Annotated in this window: 14 protein-coding genes; all 14 read left to right on the top strand. The window is 42.6% G+C overall.

Annotated elements, in window-relative coordinates:
* Nucleotides 1-7: 7 nt before the first annotated feature.
* The 14 genes from G622_RS0113775 (at nucleotide 8) to G622_RS0113710 (ending at nucleotide 19,542) form a co-directional block, all read left to right on the top strand.
* Complete coding sequence (locus tag G622_RS0113775) at nucleotides 8-2,479, top strand: ATP-binding protein (RefSeq protein ID WP_026511189.1); 2,472 nt, start codon at nucleotides 8-10, stop codon at nucleotides 2,477-2,479.
* A complete protein-coding gene (locus G622_RS0113770; RefSeq protein ID WP_049945866.1) occupies nucleotides 2,476-5,160 on the top strand; it encodes a DegV family protein in 2,685 nt (894 codons plus the stop codon). Before G622_RS0113775 ends, G622_RS0113770 begins: the two co-directional genes overlap by 4 nt.
* Nucleotides 5,153-5,899, top strand: a complete 747-nt coding sequence (locus G622_RS0113765; RefSeq protein ID WP_026511187.1) for a response regulator — start codon at nucleotides 5,153-5,155, stop codon at nucleotides 5,897-5,899. Before G622_RS0113770 ends, G622_RS0113765 begins: the two co-directional genes overlap by 8 nt.
* Before the next feature lie 172 nt (nucleotides 5,900-6,071).
* Nucleotides 6,072-6,572 carry a 5-(carboxyamino)imidazole ribonucleotide mutase gene (gene purE / locus G622_RS0113760; RefSeq protein WP_026511186.1) on the top strand — a complete coding sequence of 167 codons (501 nt, stop codon included), beginning with the start codon at nucleotides 6,072-6,074 and terminating at the stop codon, nucleotides 6,570-6,572.
* A 28-nt stretch (nucleotides 6,573-6,600) separates the two neighbouring features.
* Complete coding sequence (gene purM, locus G622_RS0113755) at nucleotides 6,601-7,635, top strand: phosphoribosylformylglycinamidine cyclo-ligase (protein WP_026511185.1); 1,035 nt, start codon at nucleotides 6,601-6,603, stop codon at nucleotides 7,633-7,635.
* A complete protein-coding gene (purN, locus tag G622_RS0113750; RefSeq protein ID WP_026511184.1) occupies nucleotides 7,629-8,273 on the top strand; it encodes a phosphoribosylglycinamide formyltransferase in 645 nt (214 codons plus the stop codon). The genes purM and purN overlap by 7 nt, the downstream gene beginning before the upstream one ends.
* A 210-nt stretch (nucleotides 8,274-8,483) precedes the next feature.
* Nucleotides 8,484-9,758, top strand: a complete 1,275-nt coding sequence (gene purD, locus G622_RS0113745) for a phosphoribosylamine--glycine ligase (RefSeq protein WP_026511183.1) — start codon at nucleotides 8,484-8,486, stop codon at nucleotides 9,756-9,758.
* Nucleotides 9,759-10,155: 397 nt separating this feature from the next.
* Entirely contained in the window at nucleotides 10,156-11,574 is a 1,419-nt protein-coding gene (locus G622_RS0113740; RefSeq protein ID WP_026511182.1) for an SH3 domain-containing protein, read from the top strand.
* 197 nt (nucleotides 11,575-11,771) lie between these two features.
* Nucleotides 11,772-12,143, top strand: a complete 372-nt coding sequence (locus tag G622_RS0113735; RefSeq protein ID WP_026511181.1) for a GntR family transcriptional regulator — start codon at nucleotides 11,772-11,774, stop codon at nucleotides 12,141-12,143.
* Between the two features lie 55 nt (nucleotides 12,144-12,198).
* Entirely contained in the window at nucleotides 12,199-14,787 is a 2,589-nt protein-coding gene (locus tag G622_RS0113730; protein ID WP_026511180.1) for an ATP-dependent Clp protease ATP-binding subunit, read from the top strand.
* A gap of 117 nt (nucleotides 14,788-14,904) precedes the next feature.
* On the top strand, nucleotides 14,905-15,312 hold the full coding sequence (locus G622_RS0113725) for a hypothetical protein (protein WP_026511179.1): 408 nt from the start codon (nucleotides 14,905-14,907) through the stop codon (nucleotides 15,310-15,312).
* 257 nt (nucleotides 15,313-15,569) lie between these two features.
* Nucleotides 15,570-16,961: a DNA repair protein RadA gene (gene radA / locus G622_RS0113720; RefSeq protein WP_026511178.1), complete on the top strand. Its 1,392-nt coding sequence runs from the start codon at nucleotides 15,570-15,572 to the stop codon at nucleotides 16,959-16,961.
* Nucleotides 16,962-17,231: 270 nt separating this feature from the next.
* Complete coding sequence (locus G622_RS0113715; protein ID WP_026511177.1) at nucleotides 17,232-18,440, top strand: ABC transporter substrate-binding protein; 1,209 nt, start codon at nucleotides 17,232-17,234, stop codon at nucleotides 18,438-18,440.
* A 217-nt stretch (nucleotides 18,441-18,657) separates the two neighbouring features.
* Nucleotides 18,658-19,542, top strand: coding sequence for a branched-chain amino acid ABC transporter permease (locus G622_RS0113710; protein WP_026511176.1), 885 nt, complete (start codon nucleotides 18,658-18,660; stop codon nucleotides 19,540-19,542).
* The last annotated feature ends 2 nt before the right edge of the window (nucleotides 19,543-19,544 follow it).

Raw genomic sequence — 19,544 nt, 5'->3', positions numbered from 1 at the left:
TGCAGTTATGGATAGAGGCAAGCGAAATGAGGAAATACGTAAGAGTATTCAGATTGTAATACTCGTCTGTTATACGGTTTTTTCTCTGGGTCTTGCAATTGTATCTGTTACCAGTTCATGGGAGTTTTGGACAATTCCGATAATTTTTGTCGGAGTTGTCATCTCCTGGAGTATTTATGTTTCCGGACAGTTTGTATTCAGGTTCCGGATTTTTGTCTATGCCGGTTTTGTCGTTCTGGCCATATTCTTTTATGGATCCCATATTGAACAATTGTATAATGCTACACTTATTATAGTGCTTGCCATGATGCTGTTTTCTCTTACTGAGGAAAAAGCTGCTCTTCGCATATTCCTGATGGGATATGTGATTCTGATTCTTTATCACGTAATTCTGATGTTTTCCAAGGTGGAGAGCTTTAAACAGCTGTCCATTCCAATCCTTTTTCTGGATATTCTTGCGGTGATCCTGGCTGACAGGGTGGCGGGGTATATCTGTGAAATGTTCTCTGTGTCCAAAAGGATGGCGGATGAACTTGAGGATGAAATGAGTGAAATGAAGCGCAAATCCGAGGATTTCATGGCTAATATTTCCCATGAGCTCCGCACGCCCATCAATGTTGTTACAGGACTATCAGGGCTTTTATTAAATGATGAGCGCGAGGAGAAAAAGAAAGCTGATCTTAATGCAATACAGGGGGCTGGTAGAAGGTTATTCAGTAGAATTGAGGATATTCTGGACTATACGGAAATAGATACAGGTTCCCTTGTGCTTTCAGAGGAGGACTACCGCATATCATCTGTAGTTAATGATATTGCCACGGAGTTCAGGATGGTAAGGCAGGGAACTCCTGAGATAGTCATCGATATGGATGCCAATATCCCGGCGAGGCTTGTGGGAGATGCCGCAAGGATTAAGAGAATCATGAGACATCTCATGGTAAATGCGGTTAAATTCACGGGTGAAAACGGCTGTGTCAATCTGCGCATTTTTACCCGTAAGAAGGATTATGGTGTCAATCTGTGCATAGAAGTAACTGACACCGGTATCGGTATGACGGAAGATGAGAGAAAAAGAGTAGTTGAGGGAATGTACCAGATAGATTCCGGACGAAGCAGAAGAGCTGAAGGTATAGGGCTTGGACTGTCCATAGTCTTCGGTTTTGTAAAGAAGATGGGCGGCTTTATCAGGATTGAGAGCGAAGTAAAAAAGGGAACCAAGATTACGGTCACAATACCTCAAAAGGTTGAGGATGAAACTCCCAGCGTTATGGTTGATCACCCTGAAAAGCTGGAAATTGCATGTTATATAAGAAATGATAAGTATAAAAGCCCCGCAATTAGAGAGTATTACAATACGATGATACTCAATATTCTAAAGGGGCTTTCTGTGCCTATTCATAAGGTCTCTGAGTTTGAGGAACTTAAGAGTCTGTGCTCTAAAAATCAGATCACTCACATAATAATCGCTGAGGAAGAATATACAGAAAATCGGGATTACTATGAAAATATAAAGCCGGATATATCGGTTATTGCATCAGTGTCCGGTATGTTCAGAATTCCTAATGGCAGTAAGGTATCCTTTATCAGAAAACCGGTATTTAGCCATTCTATAGTGAATTCTGTAAACAGAAAGATGGCTGTATGGGAGTTTGATCCCGAAACCAGTGGAAAGAAGCTTGTATTCAATAATGTAAGTGCCCTGGTTGTTGATGATGAAGAGATGAATCTTCTTGTTGCCAAGGGTATCCTTGCCGGTTACGGAATGGATGCTGAGCTTGCCCGCAGTGGAATGGAAGCTGTCAATCTTTGTGAAAAGAAAAAGTTTGATGTTATTTTCATGGATCATATGATGCCGGATGTGGACGGTGTGGAAGCAATGAAGATGATAAGGCATAATGCAGGGCCTGATGACCATACTTCCATTATTGCATTTACGGCAAATGCTGTCAGTGGTGTAAGGGAGATGTTTATGAAGGAGGGCTTTGATGAGTTTTTGGCAAAGCCCATTGAGATATCTGAGCTTGAGAGAGTTCTTAAAAAGCTTCTGCCTTCAACCATGTGGGAATATGTGACCATGGATGTTGTCAAAGATGATGATATATCCGATGCTTCCACAAACAGAAGAGGAAATTATGCGGTTTTAAATGCAGTTGAGGGTACGAGGATCTGCAGAGGAAGTGATGAGTTCTACGAGGAGATGCTTCATGAATTTGACAGAGAAGCAGACTCTATAATTGAAGAGCTTCAAAAGCTTTATGATGAGAGAGATTGGGAGAATTACAGGATAAAGCTTGAAGCTCTAAAACTCTCCAGCAGAATCATAGGGGCATATGACCTTTCAAGAAAAGCTGCCGAGGTTGAAAAGGCAGCAGATGTTAAATGGGAAGCTTTCATAATTGCAAACCACGATGCTCTAAAACGGCAGATAGGTGATGTCAGAGCTGACATTATGCGCGTTTACGGAGGTAATGCATCATGATCATCAATCGCTTGTTTAATGTGGCTAATGACCGCAATAAAACGTTGCAGGAAAGAATCTTTTCTGTCATTCCTGCAATCGGACTTCTGGCTATGTTTCTGCTGATATTCATTGGGATAATCGTTCAGGATGACATAGTTAATACTATTATTATTGCCGCTTTTTTACTTGTATTTTCCATAATTGTAACACTCACTATAAAGAAGCGTAAGGTTCAGACCGGAGCAACCATAATCGCAGCTGTACTGATTCTTTTTATTCTGCCTGCAGCATTTATCTTCGGTGGAGGAATTTACGGAGGCTCCCCTGTATGGTTCGTGTTTGGATTCGCCTATGTAGGTATGACTGTAGAGGGTAAGCGGAAATATGTACTACTTGGAGTTGGTGTGATTACAACAGCTCTCGCGTATTATATTGCATTCCATTTTCCGCAATACGTGGCAGAACATACTGTTGAAGCAGCGCATTTTGATTCCTTCTCAAGTGTGGTAATTGTTAGTGTCCTGATGACAGTTATGATTCTTTTCCAGACACAGATATATAAATCGGAGAACAGGCTTATAGAAAAGCAAAAGCAGGAGATAGAAGAGCTGGGGCAGTCAAAGACGCGCTTTTTTTCAAGCGTCAGTCATGAAATCAGAACTCCTCTGGATTCAATACTTGGCTCTAATGAGCTTATCTTAAGAAACGCCAACTCGCCTGAGGTCTCGGAAAATGCCCAGAATATCAAGAGCGCAAGTAAGATATTGCTGTCGCTTATTAATGATGTTTTGGATATGAGTAAATTAGAGTCAGGAAAAATGGAGATTGTTCCTGCTGAATATGATCTTGTGGTTCTTCTGTCAGAGACGGTAAACCTGATATGGGAAGAGGCTTCAAGAAAGGGGCTTGCTTTCTATGTGGACATTGATAGAACCATACCAAGAAAGCTTAAGGGAGATGACGTAAGAATTGAACAGATTCTTATGAATCTTATAAGCAATGCGATTAAATATACTAATGAAGGAAGCGTCAAGCTGACTGTAAAGGGAAGGATTAAGGAAGGTAATCAGGTACTTATCTCTTTTTCAATAGAAGATACAGGTATGGGTATAAAAAGAGACAGCATGCCATACCTTTTTGATGAATTCAAGAGAGTAAATATAGAGCAGACAAAGGGAATAAACGGAACGGGACTTGGACTTGCCATAGTCAAGCAGCTGACGAGTGCAATGAATGGTGATATTCAGGTCAATAGTATATACACAAAAGGTTCAACCTTTACGGTGACCATTCCCCAGGAAATTGTGAAGGCAGAGCCTATAGGAGATATGGCTATTGAGACCCTGAGGAAAAGGGAAGCCAGTCAGTTCTACAGACAGAGCTTTGAGGCTCCGACCTGTAGGATTTTGATAGTGGATGATAATCTGATGAACAGACTGGTTACAGCCAAGCTTTTGAAGGATACAAAAATGGTAATCGATCAGTCTGACAGCGGGCAGGACTGCATATCAAGATGTGCGGATATTGAGTATGACTGCATTTTCATGGATTATGAGATGCCGGAGATGGATGGAATAGAGTGCCTGAGGCAGATAAGGTCTCAGGTTGGAGGCATGTGCCGTGAGACGCCGGTTATAGTTACTACGGCGTATTCTTCTGCAGATGACCAGGCTGTGTACAGGGCTGCAGGTTTTGATGGGTATCTGCTTAAGCCTATTTCCGGAGAAATGCTTGAAAATACGCTGCTGCGCGTACTTCCTGCTGAGAAGATTCACAGGACAAGTCCTACATATATTGACCCTGAGGAAGAGAAGCTCCTGTCGGCAAGAGAGAGGCTTCCAATTCTTGTGACCACAGAAAGTGCCTGCGATCTTCCGAAGGAAATGATCGAGAAGCTTAGAATTCCAACCATTCCTCTTTACATAAAGACCAAGAACGGCGTGTTCCTTGACGGAGTTGAGGTGGAAACAGAGGGCGTTCTTAAGTATATGCGTGAGGGAGGAATGGAGGATCTGTCAGCGGATATTCCATCGGTTCAGGAATACGAGGATTTCTTTGCATCCCATCTATCGGATGCTGAGAATATCATTCATATCAGCATGTCAGGAAAAGCAGGCGGGGCTTATCATGCGGCACTTGAGGCTGCAGGCTCCTTTGATAAGGTCACTGTTGTTGATTCCGAGAGCCTTTCCAGTGGAATCGGAATTCTGGTGCTTCAGGCGATAAAGCTATGCAGAGAAGGAAAGAGTGTACAGGACTGTGTGGCTGCTCTTAATTCCATTAAGAAGCGCATACACACAAGCTTCCTTATTGACACCATCGATTACCTTATCAGAATGGGAAGAATAAAAAGAAGAACCGGCGGTATGAGCAGAATTTTTATGATGAAGCCTGCTATTTTGTTCAGGGATGGCAGAGGAACTCTTGGTAAAATGATGATAGGACCTGCAACTAAGACCCGTAAAGCTTATGTGGAGGATCAGCTGACGCACTATGCTCCTATAGATAGGAAGCTTTTATTTATAACCCATTCGGATCTGTCTACTTCAGAAATTGAGGACATTCGCAGATGGGTAGCAAATATCATGACCTTTGATGAAATTATAGTACAGAAGGAATCCGCTTCAATGGCAGCAATCCATGGAAGTGGAGCATTTGGCCTTTTATACATGCTTGCGGAGAATGAGACTCATGGCTAAAGTTCTTATTGTAGATGATGCGGAAATGAATGCAGAGGTCCTTGCGGAGATGGTAAAAATGCTGGGACCTGAAACGGAAACTGCTTCCAATGGAAAGGAAGCGGTTGAATTAGTGCGCCAAAATTACTATGACCTGATATTTATGGATCATCTGATGCCTGTGATGGATGGAATGGAAGCACTTTCAGTTATGAAGAGAGAAAATCTCTGCCATGGAGTACCCATAGTTATGGTTACTGCCAATGATTCTGCCATGGACGGAACAATGTATCTGAAGGCAGGATTTTCAGATTATATGAAGAAGCCTTTTTCTGCAAAAATAGTGGAGGATATCCTTATTAAATACGGGATTATCGGTAGTGTTACCGTGGATGAAGTCTGGAAGGAACTCCAGCAGCATTTAAAGGGACTGAATCTTCAGGATTCAAAAAAGTATTTTCTCTTTGATCCGACTTTTTATGTTGAGATACTAAAGGAGTATGAGCAGATTGAAAGCTCAGCTATTACTTTTGAAAAGCCTGATATGTCTGATATCGGGAAATATCTTTATGACGTAAGAGCCGCAAAGGACAGTGCAAGACTCATAGGTGCACAGGAACTGGCAAATGAGGCACTTTTAATGGAGGAAGGTATTAAGGACGATGATGATGAAGCCTTTTTAGCGCATCTTGAGAGATTCAGAGACCTGGATAAGAGGCTTAAGAGAGCTTTGAGCAGAGTGAAGTCTCTGACACATTAGAAGGGGATTTTTTCGTTTAAAATGTGGTAATTTTTCTGATTTATTTAGTTGATAATAACCCTATGGTTGTGGTAGGATTGCCTAGTGTACGGACATGGTAATATTTTGATTAAAATAGCATGTCAGTACACTAGTATAGTAGTTCTATTTTTTTGGTAACAGGAGGAGCAATATGGCACAGGTTGGAATTGTTATGGGCTCGGATTCGGATATGCCGGTTATGTCCAAAGCAGCACAGATACTTGATGAGCTGGGTATCTCTTATGAGATGAACATTATATCAGCACATCGTGAACCCGATGAGTTCTTTACATATGCGAAGAGCGCTGAGGAAAAAGGTTTTAAAGTCATTATAGCCGGAGCAGGAATGGCAGCACACCTTCCGGGAATGTGCGCCGCAATTTTCCCTATGCCTGTTATCGGAATTCCCATGCATACAACTTCATTAGGCGGAAGAGATTCATTATACAGCATCGTTCAGATGCCCACAGGTATTCCTGTTGCAACAGTTGCCATAAATGGTGGCGCGAACGCAGGACTTCTTGCAGCAAAAATTCTTGCTACAAGTGATGCGGAGCTTCTTAATAAGCTTAAGGAATATTCTAAGGGTCTTAAGGATGCCGTTGTTAAGAAGGATGAGCATCTTCAGGAAGTTGGATATAAAAATTATTAATTGTGAAGTGTATTAAACGGAGGAAAAAATGTCAGAGCTTAACTACAAAAACGCAGGTGTTGATATCGAAGCAGGCTACAAGTCAGTGGAGATGATAAAGGGATATGTAAAGGAGACCACAAGACCCGAAGTTCTTGGTGGTATCGGAGGATTTTCAGGAGCATTTTCCCTTGCAAATATTAAAAATATGAAGGATCCCGTTCTTCTTTCGGGAACTGACGGAGTAGGAACAAAGATTAAGCTTGCTTTTCTTTTGGATAAGCATGACACAATCGGTATCGATGCTGTTGCGATGTGTGTTAATGACGTAATATGTGCCGGCGGTGAGCCGTTATTCTTCCTTGATTATATAGCTTGCGGTAAGAATTACCCTGAGAAGATCGCAGCAATCGTTAAGGGTGTGGCAGAAGGCTGCAAGCAGTCAGAGTGTGCCCTTGTAGGTGGTGAGACAGCAGAGCATCCCGGACTTATGCCTGAGGATGAGTATGATGTTGCAGGTTTTGCTGTAGGTGTTGTAGACAGGGCTGACATGATTGACGGAAGTACAATTAAGCCCGGAGACACACTTATCGGTGTGGCTTCAAGCGGAGTACACAGCAACGGCTTTTCACTTGTAAGAAAGGTTTTCGATATGACTAAGGAAAGCCTTGAAAAGTACTATGATGAGCTGGGCTGCACACTTGGTGAGGCACTTCTTGAGCCCACAAGAATTTATGTAAAAATGGTTAAGGGCATCAAAAATGCCGGCGTTAAAGTTAAAGGCTACAGCCATATAACAGGCGGTGGTTTTTATGAGAATATTCCGAGAATGCTTCCTGAAGGCTGCAAGGCTGTAGTTAAGAAGGACAGTTATGAGGTTCCTGCTATCTTCAAGCTCATGCAGAAGACTGGTAATCTTGAAGAGCATATGATGTTCAACACCTTCAACTGTGGTCTTGGCATGGTTATAGCAGTTGATCCTGCAGACGCAGAGAAGACTCTTGAGGCTATTGAGAAGTCAGGAGAGAAGGCTTGGATCGTAGGTTCTGTTGAGGCAGGTGACAAGGGAGTAGAGATATGCTAAACATTGCAGTCCTTGTTTCCGGTGGAGGAACAAATCTTCAGGCAATAATTGATGCCATAGATAATGGTTCTATAACCAATACTAAGATCGGTCTGGTTTTTAGTAACAACAGAAACGCATACGCTATAGAGCGCGCCAAAAAGCACGGAATAAAGACAGAGGTGCTTGTACCCAGGGAATTTGAGGACCGCGCAGCATTTAATGATGCTTTCTATAATTTACTGGTGGCTGAGAATCCGGATCTTATTGTGCTTGCAGGATGTCTTGTTGTGATTCCTGAAAAAATCGTTAAAGCATTCAGTGGCAGAATCATAAATATTCATCCTTCACTTATTCCGTCATTTTGCGGAACAGGCTTCTATGGACTTAAGGTTCATGAGAAAGCGCTGGAAAGAGGTGTCAGAGTATCGGGAGCAACGGTTCATTTTGTTGATGAGGGTACTGATACCGGCCCTATCATTTTACAAAAACCTGTGATGATAAGACCTGATGATGACGCAAAGAGTCTTCAGCAGCGCATTATGGAGCAGGCTGAATGGAAGATACTTCCCAAGGCAATCGATCTCATAGCCAATGAGAAAATCAGAATTGAGGATGGCAAAGTTATAATTGATGGTTATGATCCTGACGAGCTTTGAGCCTCGCAGATCAATGTTTATATGATGAGCGGATACCGTTTGTGCACGACATTTGGACGCTTACGGTATCCGTATCCAATCGTACTGAGTCAGATATAAACCAGCATTTACAGAGGAGGAACCATCATGACGAAGTCATGATTCGGAATGGTTCCGGCCGATAGGGCAGGATTACGAAGTAATCGTGCCAATACACAAGAGGAGGAAGAAATGAAGGTACTTATAGTTGGTGGGGGAGGCAGAGAACATGCAATAGCAGAAGCGGTTTCAAGAAGTAAGCATCTTGATAAGCTCTATTGTGCGCCCGGAAATGCAGGCATTGCAGAGCTTGCTGAGTGCGTTGCCATTTCACCTATGGAGTTTGATAAGCTTGTAAGCTTTGCCAAGGAAAAGGAAATTGATCTTACTATTGTAGGTATGGATGATCCGCTAGTAGGCGGAATTGTTGATGCTTTTGAAGCAGAGGGACTCAGAGTATTTGGTCCCAGAAAGAATGCCGCTATTCTGGAAGGCAGTAAGGCATTTTCCAAGGATCTTATGAAAAAGTATGACATTCCAACAGCAGCATATGAGACTTTTGAGGATCCCGAGGAAGCACTTAAATATCTTGAAGATGCCAAGTATCCGATTGTTCTTAAAGCAGACGGACTTGCTCTTGGTAAGGGCGTTCTTATCTGTGAGACAAAGGAAGATGCCAAGGCAGGCGTCCGCCAGATCATGGAGGACAGAAAGTTTGGTGATGCCGGTAAGAAGATGGTCATCGAGGAGTTCATGACAGGTCGCGAGGTATCTGTTCTTTCATTTGTTGATGGAAAGACCATAAAGCTTATGAGCTCTGCTCAGGATCATAAAAGAGCAGGAGATGGCGATACAGGCTTAAATACAGGGGGAATGGGTAACTTTTCACCCAGTCCTTTCTACACAGCTGAGGTGGATGCGTTCTGCAAGGAGCACATTTATCAGAAGACAGTAGATGCCATGAGAGCAGAGGGAAGAGAATTTAAGGGTGTAATATTCTTTGGACTTATGCTTACACAGGACGGGCCCAAAGTACTTGAGTACAATGCAAGATTTGGTGATCCTGAAGCACAGGTTGTTCTTCCCAGACTTAAGACAGATATGATCGAAGTCTGCGAGGCAGTTATTGACGGTACTCTTGATGAGCTTGACCTTCAGTTTGAGGATAAGGCAGCAGTTTGTGTTGTACTTGCATCAGACGGTTATCCTGTAAGCTACGAGAAAGGCAAGGAGATTACAGGCCTTGAGAACTTCAAGGATAAGGATGGTTACTATTGCTTCCATGCCGGAACAAAGTTTGATGAAAACGGCAAGGTCGTAACAAATGGTGGCCGTGTCCTTGGTATTACAGCAAAGGGCGATACCTTAAAGGAAGCAAGACAGAAAGCTTACGAAGCTACAGAGTGGGTAAGTTTTGAGAATAAATACATGCGCCATGATATAGGTAAAGCTATCGAAGAAGCGTAAGCGATTGTTTTCTTAAGCAAAGAAAATATTAAATAAGGAGCTGTGGAAAAGAGAGCTTTTTCACAGCTCTTGTTTGAGCAGAGCACTTAGCGAGGTATTTTCGAGCTTAGTGCGAGCCATGCAAGTCCACTTAGCGAGGTATTCTCGAACTTAGTGGAGCTTGCTTGAGCAGAGCACTTAGCGAGGTATTGTCGAGCTTAGTGGAGCTTGTTTGAGCAGAGCACAGGGCCAGGTGATTTTGTAATATATGACTGCAAAATATCCTTTGGTGGATGAAAATATAGTGGCTTTGTGGTATACTAGCACCAAATGTTGAGTTGTAATTATCAGCAGACAGAAATATTTTGTGCATTGGATTTAAAAAAAATAATGCACTTGCAACCGGAGGTATTAAGGTATGATGAGTAGGAAAATTGGGAAAAGTGCCATATATGCGGCATCTATAATGACTGCCGGTGTATTGGCTTTTGGACAGCCCATCGTAGCACTGGCTGCTACAGGTACCGTAACATCATCAAATGTTAAGGTCAGATCAGAAGCGAGCACATCTTCCCAGCAGGTATCAAGTCTTGATTCGGGGGACAAGGTTGATATTATTGATGAGACTACAGATTCGCAAGGATATGTGTGGTACAGAATTTATGTAAATGGGAATGAATACGGATATATCAGAAGTGACCTTGTTTCGAAATCAGGTGAGACCAAGAGTACTGATGCCGGTACAGCAAGTGCATCACTTCCTGAGACACAGGTTACAGCTGTTGCTGAACAGGCTGCTACGGTTTCTGTAGAAAGTGCTAATGTAAGATCAGGTGCAGGCACAGGATATACTACTGTTGGAACCGTTAAAAACGGGGATGGCGTTACTGTTACAGGAGAAGCACAGGGAACTGATTCCAAGAAATGGTATCAGATAAAGTTTGGTGAGAGCGGAAGAGCAGGATTTGTAAGAGCTGACCTTTTGACAATGGGTGCTCCTGCTGCAGAAGCACCTGCAGATGACCCTCAGGGTGAGAGCGGAGAGATGGCTCCCGCTGAAGGTGAACAGCCTGTAGAAGGCGAAGCAGTTGAAGGACAGCCTGCAGAGGGTGAACAGCCCGCAGAGCAGCCTGCAGCTAATCCTGTGGATGTAGGTAACGGTGAGTTTTCGCTTGCTTATAAGGATGACGGAACCGGCAATCAGGTTTGGTATCTCTATGATAACGTTGAGAGTACACAGGTTAAGCTCGGTGATCTTTTAGATTATGCCAAGGCAGGTCAGCAGGCTAATGCACTTCAGGAGCAGGTAGGCAAGCTTAAAGGTGCTCTTATCGGAATGGCAGTAGTTATCGCAATTCTGGTACTTGGTATTCTTCTCCTTGTTTATAAGCTTCGTGATGCTATGTATTACGAGGATGAGGAAGAAGAAGCTGCACCTCAGAAGAAGAATAAGTACGATGATCTTCCGAAGCAGAAGCCGGCTAAGAGATTCTTTGATAAGGACGAAAATGATGAGCCCAAGTCTCTTGGAAGAACAGTAGCTGACAGCAAGAGAACAACTTCACCCAGAAGGAATGCTCCTATGGGTTCTGCTGCATCTCTTCTTCAGGATGACAAGCCGGCAAGAAGACCTATAACTCCAGAGAGACCTGAGAGATCAGAGCGAGTAAGCAGAGCAGAGAGACCTGAGAGAGTAGCTCCTTCACGTGAGAGAAATGATGCTCCCAGACAGGTAACTCCACAGGCTCCTACAGGACGTAAGTCCCGCAACTTCCTTCTTGATGATGAGGATTTTGAATTTGAATTCCTTGATTTGGATGATGAAGATCGTAACTAAGTATTTAATATTTATAGAGTTTGGTATGACCGCGCAGCTTTTGTTGCGCGGTCTTTTTACTTACAACTCTTTATTTAGTTTGAAGAGAGCACTTAGTAAGCTTTTTCACGATTTAAGTGGATTTTTTCTAATAGATTCCTATTTGACAACCTGGCATCCTTTGTTATACTAGACGTATCACAGGAAAGGAGACTGCCATGGTAATTGAAATTGATTTTAACAGTGACGAGGCTTTATATGTTCAGCTGTGCAATCAGATCATAATGGGAATTGCCACGTCTCAGTTCCGGGAGGGAGAGCAGCTCCCAAGTGTCAGGCAGCTGGCTGAGATGATCGGCATTAATATGCATACGGTCAATAAGGCTTACTCCATTTTACAGCAGGAGGGCTTTGTTAAGATTGACAGGAGAAGAGGTGCTATAATAGCTATTGATCTAAACAAGCTGGAGGCACTGGATGAGGCACACGATATGCTGAGCGTGGTTTTGGCGAGAGCCATGTGTAAAGGTGTGACTAAGAATGAAATACATGAACTCGTAGATAATATCTATAGTGACTACGGGCTGTGATGAACAAATACTTTTTCGCAGGTAATATGGAAAATATGCGAAGAAAGGAGCCTACTTGAGTAAAGAATATACAGAGAAAGCGCAGGAAGCGCTGAAGCTCGCAAGAAAAACCGCAAGGACCTTAAAGCTCAATTATGTTGGAACTGAGCATCTTTTGATGGGCCTTATAAAAACTGAAGGCTGCGTAGCTTCAAGAATACTTATTGATAATGGAATTAATGAGGATAAGATGATGGATGTCATCAGAGACCTCATTGTAGAAGGCGGTAATCTTACACTTCTTGATAAAGAGGGATTTTCTCCAAGAGCTGAGAATGTCCTTAATGAAGCAGCAAGACAGGCTGACAGATTCCGTGCTGAGAAGATTGGAACGGAGCATATACTTCTTGCACTTATCAAGGAAGGGGAGAATGTTGCTGTACGTCTTATAGGAACTATGAATGTTTCTATTCAGAAGATTTATGCAGAGACATTGTCCGCCATGGGCGAGGATGTGAACCTGGTTAAGGAAGACCTTGGAAGAAAGAAGAACGCCAATAAAAAGGCATCCATGCTTGACCAGTACAGTCGTGACCTTACGGCACTGGCTGCTGATAACAAGCTTGATCCAATTATCGGAAGAGATAATGAGATTCAGCGTGTGATTCAGATACTTAGCCGCAGAACCAAGAATAATCCGTGCCTTATAGGTGAGCCCGGCGTAGGTAAGACAGCAGTAGTGGAGGGCCTTGCCCAGAGAATCATTTCAGGAGATGTGCCTTTTACTGTTCAGAATAAGAGACTTCTGACTTTGGATCTGTCAGGTATGATCGCCGGATCAAAATATCGTGGAGAATTTGAGGAACGTATTAAGCGTGTCATCAGAGAAGTCATAGATGACGGCAATATAATTCTTTTTGTTGATGAGATGCATACCCTTATCGGTGCCGGTGGTGCAGAGGGTGCGATCGATGCATCCAATATCCTTAAGCCCTCACTTGCAAGAGGCGAGATCCAGATGATTGGTGCAACAACCATCACTGAATATCGCAAGTATGTTGAGAAGGACGCTGCTCTTGAGAGACGTTTCCAGCCGGTTAGCGTTGAGGAACCGGACAGAGATGAGACTCTTGCTATCCTTAACGGAATTGTCGGAAAATATGAAGAGCATCATCATGTAAAGATCACTCCTGAAGCTATTCAGGCAGCGGTTGATCTCAGCAGTCGTTACATAAATGACAGAAATCTCCCGGATAAAGCAATTGACCTTATAGATGAGGCTTCATCAGCAGTAAGACTTCGTCTCACAGGTTCATCAGCTGCCATTCGCCAGATGGAGCAGGACATCAGAGAGATGGATGGCAGGATTGAAGAACTTCTTGCCAAGGAAGATTTTGCCGGAGCCGGAGAGGTTCACCGCGAGCAGGAAGCACTTATTAAGAAGTTCAATCGTAAGAAGGCTGCGGAGGATAAGAAAGAGAAAAACGCAGATTATGTAGTTACTGAGAATGATATAGCTGAAGTAGTGGCTATGTGGACCAGGATTCCTGTTAAGAAGATCGCAGAGAAAGAGTCTGAGAGACTTCTTAAGCTTGAAAAGATACTTCATCAGAGAGTTATCGGACAGGAGGATGCAGTTGTTGCTGTTTCCAAGGCTATCAGAAGAGGAAGAGTAGGTCTTCAGGATCCAAACAGACCTATTGGATCATTCCTTTTCCTTGGCCCTACAGGTGTTGGAAAAACAGAACTTTCCAAGGCACTTGCTGAAGCTATGTTTGGCGATGAGAATGCCCTTATAAGAGTTGATATGTCTGAGTATATGGAAGGTCACTCCGTATCCAAGATGATCGGATCACCTCCGGGATATGTAGGCTATGATGAGGGCGGTCAGCTCAGTGAAAAGGTAAGACGCCATCCTTATTCTGTAATTTTGTTTGATGAGATTGAAAAAGCTCATCCTGATATATTCAACGTACTTTTGCAGGTGCTTGATGATGGACATATCACAGATGCAAAGGGTAGAAAGGTAAGCTTTAAAAACACTATTCTCATAATGACATCAAACGTTGGTGCTCAGAGAATCATTGAGCCTAAGAAACTTGGCTTTGATACCGCATCTGATGCGAAGAAGGATTACGAGCACATGAAGAGCGGCGTAATGGAAGAGGTTAAGCGCCTCTTTAAGCCGGAATTCATTAACCGTATCGATGAGATCATGGTATTCCATCCGCTTAATAACGATGAGATGATGGAGATTGTGACTCTTCTTAGCAAGAATCTTGCAAAGAGATGCAAGGAACAGCTTGATATCAACCTTACCATGACTCAGGCTGTGAAGGAATTTCTGGTTAAGAAATACTCTGATGCCAAGATGGGTGCAAGACCGCTTAAGAGGGCGATACAGTCAGTTATTGAAGATGCTATGGCTGAGGAGCTTCTGAAGGGTAATATTAAACGTGACGGCAATGTCACAATTGGCATCAAGGATGACAAGGTTGTTTTTTCACAGAAGGGTGGAATTGACAACGCAGATAAGAAATCCTCAGATAAGAAATCTTCCGGGAAGGCTGGTGCCAAGAAACAGACCACCCGTAAAACTGCCTCTAAGAAACAGGCAGCCGGAAAAACTACTGCCAAGAAATCAGTATCCAAAAAATCGAAATGATTCATAAAGTTTTAATAAAAAAAATGAGTAGGATGCTATATAATTAAAGCAGTAAAAATACTTTGTACAATTATTCTGTTATATTTATAAACAGAATAATCAAATAGGAGGTAGAAAATGGCTGTCGTAGAACAGTTACTGAGAGCGGAATCTGATGGGACTATAAGCTTTGGTAATTATGAATTACCTGAAAAGAACAAGCTTGATAACTTCAAACATGAAGGAAACATTTTGAAGGTCAAGACATTTAAGGACATTACCAAGCTGGAACAAAATGAGATGTTCCTCTATGAATCAGTGCCGGGGACAACAGTTACACACTTTAGAGAAAGTGATTCAGGCGTAGCCTTTGAGGTTGAAGGACCGGGAGATGCACAGATTACAGTTGGTCTTGAAGAGAATGCAGAGTATCACGTACTCGTGGATGGCAAGAATATCGGGCCGATGAAAACAGGAGTTGGTGGAAAGCTTAGCTTGAGCGTACCGCTTGGAACTGCTCCATCAAAAGTAGAAATTCATAAATAAATACAAATGATAAAAAGGGCTGCTTGTCAGCCCTTTTACTTTGATAATAAACGACATTAGGAATTGCCGTTGAGCATTAAATGAATTATATGTGAGCATGCAATGAAGATGAGCAAAAATGAATAATATGGGACCAGAAATTGAAGATAAGCAATAAATGAATTATGTAGGAACTGGTTAACGTTAGTGTATATTATTTGAGCTTACGGTATCCATATCTGGCCGGAAGAATGCGTTAAAAGGGGAGTACCAAAATAATGGCAACAAAGATAAAAACAGTATTTTATTGTCAGAACTGTGGCTATGAATCTGCAAAGTGGATGGGGCAGTGTCCCGGTTGCAGGGAGTGGAATACGTTTGTAGAGGAGACAATAAAGCCTTCTGTAACCGGAAAATCAAGCAAGAAATCATCAATATCCGGAGTAGTAGGTGGAGAGCCTCAGACCAAGCCCATGAAGCTCTCAGAAATAACATTAAATGAAGAGGACAGATATGATACGCACATAGGAGAACTTAACAGAGTCCTTGGGGGTGGTCTTGTTAAGGGTTCGCTTACCCTTGTGGGAGGAGATCCGGGAATAGGTAAGTCAACACTTCTTCTTCAGACCGCAAGACTCCTTGCTGCAGATAAGAAGAAAGTCCTTTATATTTCAGGTGAGGAATCGCTTCAACAGATAAAGCTAAGAGCAAACAGAATAGGTGATTTTTCTGATGATATGAATTTATTCTGCGAGACTGATCTTGGCACAATAGAGGAAGTGATAAGAAGGCATTCACCTGAGATAGTTATAATAGATTCAATTCAGACCATGTTTAATGAGAATGTCAGCTCCGCACCCGGAAGCGTATCCCAGGTAAGGGAGTCCACTGCTGTCCTTATGAGAATCGCGAAGCAGCTTGGAATTTCAGTTTTCATCGTTGGACACGTAACTAAAGAGGGCACCGTTGCAGGACCAAGAGTGCTTGAACACATGGTAGACACTGTTCTTTATTTTGAAGGTGACAGACATGCATCCTACAGAATTCTTCGAGCAGTAAAAAACCGATTTGGATCTACCAATGAGATAGGTGTCTTTGAGATGCGACAGGAGGGGCTGATCGAGGTCGAGAATCCCTCGGAATTTATGCTTGAGGGAAAGCCTGAGAATGCCAGCGGTTCAATCGTGACCTGTTCTGTGGAAGGAACAAGACCAATCCTTATAGAAATTCAGGCGTTGGTCAGCCATACTAATTTCAATTTTCCGAGAAGACAGGCCAACGGAACTGATTACAACAGAGTAAATCTTCTTATGGCAGTGCTTGAAAAGCGTGTAGGACTGGAACTTTCTTCATATGACTGCTATATAAATCTTGCCGGTGGAATGAAGCTAATAGAGCCGGCCCTGGATCTTTCGATGTGCATGGCAATAGTATCAAGTTTTAGAAACAGACCTATTCCGGATGATCTTATCGCTTTTGGTGAAGTTGGTCTTTCAGGAGAAGTCCGTTCTGTAAACATGCCTGATGTCCGCGTTTCTGAAGCAGCAAGACTTGGCTTTAAGACCTGTATAGTTCCCAAGAGTGCAGAAGCAAAGCTTAAGGGAGCCTTTAAGGATATTAAGATTATAGGAGTTTCAACAATTCAGGAAGCTGTCGCCATGATCAGATAAAACTATTAGCTTTTGCCTAAAATCAATATCAGACTAAATTGTAAACATTTTCTATCAGAATTACAAAATAATATTTAGTCTAAAAATAATAAAGTGATTTTTTAAATTGGTTGACAATAAGACTTTAATACTGTAAAGTCTTAAATAACATAAATCCACACGATGGATTTTAGGGAGCCATCATGGCGAAGTCATGATTTGGAATGGTTCCGACCGAAAGGGCAGGATTACGAAGTAATCGTGCCAATACGATTTTAAGGAGGAGAAATTATGAAGAAGCTTAAAAGTATTGTTAGTCTTATGGCGGCATCTGCACTTCTTGCAGGAACAATAGCAGGCTGCGGAGGCAATGCAAATGGAGGCGCTGCAGGAGCTGATACTGCTTCTGACGCACAGGGTACTGAGAGTGCAGGAGGAGTATTTAAGATTGGTGCTATCGGACCTCTTACCGGTGGTGCGGCTGCATATGGTAATGCAGTTTGTAACGCTGCAGAGCTTGCTGTTGCAGAGATTAATGCTGCTGGTGGTATCAATGGATATCAGGTTGAATACAGCAAGGAAGATGATGAACTTAACGCAGAGAAATCTGTAAACGCTTACAATACACTTAAGGACTGGGGTATGCAGGTTCTTGTAGGTTCAACAACAAGTGCATGCTCAATTGCAGTTTCCGAGTATACAAAAGAGGACAACATGTTCCAGATCACACCATCAGGTTCAGCTGTTGACTGTGTAAAATACGACAACGTTTTCCGTGTATGCTTTTCAGATCCTAACCAGGGTATCGCTTCTGCTCAGTATATAAATGATCACAATCTTGCTACTAAGGTTGGTATCATCTATGACAGCTCAGATGTATATTCAAGCGGTATTTATCAGAAGTTTGTTGAAGAGTCAAACGGTAAAAACTATGAAGTAGTTTCTGCAGAGGCATTTACAGCAGATAACAACACAGACTTCTCTGTACAGCTTCAGAAGGCTAAGGATGCAGGTGCTGATCTTGTGTTCCTTCCTATATACTATAAGGATGCTTCACTTATTCTTACACAGGCTGACACAATGGGTTACAAGCCGGTATTCTTCGGTGTTGATGGTATGGATGGTATCCTTACAGTTGAGAATTTTGATACATCACTTGCTGAGGGACTTATGCTTCTTACACCTTTCGCAGCTGATGCGACAGATGATCTTACAGTTAACTTCGTTAAGAACTATCAGGAAAAGTATGGTGAGGTTCCTAACCAGTTTGCAGCTGATGCTTATGATGCAGTATTCATCATCAAGCAGGCTATTGAAGCAAAAGGACTGACTCCTGATACAAGCACAAGCGACATCTGCGAAGCACTCAAGAGTGCCATGACAGAGATCGAGGCATCAGGTCTTACATCTGCTAAGATGAGCTGGGAAGCAAACGGTGAGCCTAACAAAGAGCCTAAGGCTGTTGTTATCAAGGACGGCGCTTACGTATCAGCTGACTGATTTCTATGACTTTTTGTGGACAAAAGCGGAAAAACAGGAATCTAAAATTTTGACTTCTGGAACGCAATAAATAAGGATAAAGCGTTCAATAATCTTTAATATGATTTAGATCGGCGAGGAATGCTGAACACTCAGCGTTCCTCGTTTTTCTCTATACACTATAGGTGACTTAGATGATACAATACAGTGTATAGAAAAGTTTTTTGGAGGAATAATTATGAGCTTTCTAACCTATCTGATAAATGGGCTTAGCCTTGGGAGTATATATGCGATTATCGCCCTTGGCTATACTATGGTTTATGGAATTGCCAAAATGCTGAACTTTGCCCACGGTGATTTCATTATGGTTGGCTGTTACGTTATTTTCACCATATGTTCTACATTAAGTGGGAATACCTTTGTTGGAATAATTGCAGCCATAATCATTTGCACCCTGCTTGGTGTCACCACCGAGAGGATAGCCTACAGACCGCTTAGAGGGGCAGCTTCTCCGCTGGCAGTTCTTATCACTGCTATCGGTGTCAGCTATTTTCTGGAAAATCTCGCACTTCTTATCTTTGGTGCAGATATCAAATCATTTTCATCAGTTGTTAAATGGAATGGCGTAACCCTTGGGGATGGTTCTCTCAGGATACAGGGAGTTACCATTGTGACTATTGCGGTAAGCATCGTGATTCTTATAGCCCTTCAGCTTTTTATACACAAGACAAAGGAGGGGCAGGCAATGCTTGCAGTTGCTGAGGACAGAGGTGCAGCAACACTGATGGGAATAAATGTAAATAAGACAATTACACTTACTTTTGCAATTGGTTCAGCGCTGGCTGCTGTAGCAGGAGCTCTTCTGTGTTCCGCCTATCCGTCACTTTCACCCTATACCGGAGCAATGCCCGGTATAAAAGCATTCGTTGCAGCTGTACTTGGAGGGATAGGTTCTATTCCCGGAGCGATGATAGGAGGTCTTGTTCTTGGAATAATTGAAATTCTGAGTAAGACATATATCTCATCACAGCTTTCTGATGCGATTGTGTTTGGAATTCTGGTAGTCGTGCTTTTGGTTAAGCCCACAGGAATTCTCGGTAAAAAAATTCAGGAGAAGGTGTAAAC

It is taken from the genome of Butyrivibrio sp. LC3010 (assembly GCF_000424385.1).
Classification (GTDB): domain Bacteria; phylum Bacillota; class Clostridia; order Lachnospirales; family Lachnospiraceae; genus Butyrivibrio.
This window is presented reverse-complemented; position numbering and strand designations above follow the sequence as displayed.